We start from the raw sequence: 859 nt of genomic DNA, 5'->3' as shown, positions 1-859 counted from the left end.
CGTGGCGGCGTTCAGCGTTCAGCGCGGCCGCGGCATGTCGAGATCCGGCGCGTCGTCGCCGACCGTGGAGGCGACGAGCGTGCGCATCGCGGCGACCCGCAGCGTCGGCCCCGACTGGTTGAACGTGCAGCGCTCGCCCGCGGCCGGCACGGCCCGGTGCAGCACGGCCCGCCATGCGCCACGGCCGCCCTCGCGCTCGAAAGCGGCGAACGGCAGCCGCTCGACGATCGGGCCGCCGTCCGTCCACGATGTCGACGGCACGAACGAAGCCAGCGCCGCGCCCGCCGCGCGAATCGACGTACACCCGGACGCATCGGCGCGCAGGGCGTTGTGACCCTGTGCGATCGCGACGCAGTAGTCCGGCGGCGCGCCTGTCAGATCCCGGACTTGCATACCCGTCACCGTCGTTATCGAATCGACATGCCAACCGTTGCATCTGCGGCGGTTGCGGTTCCCGACAGCACCGAAGCGCGCTGCCATATCGCTGAAATCCCTCCCCCGAGCAAACCCGCGCACGTTGTCACGACCGCGTCACTCGTGCGTACAATGATCCGACCGCTTGCCGCCGCCGTTCACGGCAAACGAATCAGGACATTACAAACAGAAAACACACAAAACTGCGCCGATCCGGAGCTGTTTCCGGGAGTTCGGCGACATCAGGACCAGACAATGCGGCGCAGACCGGATCTCACGGGGGGACATATGTCCAGGCACACCCGAAAGCCGTTGGTATCGCTCGTCGTACCCTTCCACGACGAGGCGGAAGCGATCGAGGCATTCTTCGCGACCGCCCTTCCCATCCTCGAATCGATCGACACCACGCGCTTCGAAATCGTTTGCGTGAACGACGGCAGCCGCG

Annotated in this window: 1 protein-coding gene and 1 pseudogene; one reads left to right on the top strand and one right to left on the bottom strand. The window is 66.7% G+C overall.

The features are described 5' to 3' along the window. Positions 1–18: 18 nt before the first annotated feature. Positions 19–393, bottom strand: a complete 375-nt coding sequence (locus L810_RS43390; RefSeq protein WP_021164387.1) for a phage protein NinX family protein — start codon at positions 391–393, stop codon at positions 19–21. 27 nt (positions 394–420) lie between these two features. On the opposite strand from L810_RS43390, the pseudogene L810_RS49560 reads away from it, so the two are divergent. Beyond that, a pseudogene (locus L810_RS49560) lies at positions 421–859 on the top strand (hypothetical protein); the annotation flags it as partial.

The organism is Burkholderia sp. AU4i, from assembly GCF_000466765.1.
Classification (GTDB): domain Bacteria; phylum Pseudomonadota; class Gammaproteobacteria; order Burkholderiales; family Burkholderiaceae; genus Burkholderia; species Burkholderia cepacia.
The sequence above is the reverse complement of the archived record's forward strand: the minus strand, read 5'-3'. Positions and strand labels throughout refer to the sequence as shown.

Excerpts from the sequence above, each read along its gene's own strand:
- L810_RS43390 (WP_021164387.1), bottom strand. The coding sequence starts at position 393 with ATGCAAGTCCGGGATCTGACAGGCGCGCCGCCGGACTACTGCGTCGCG.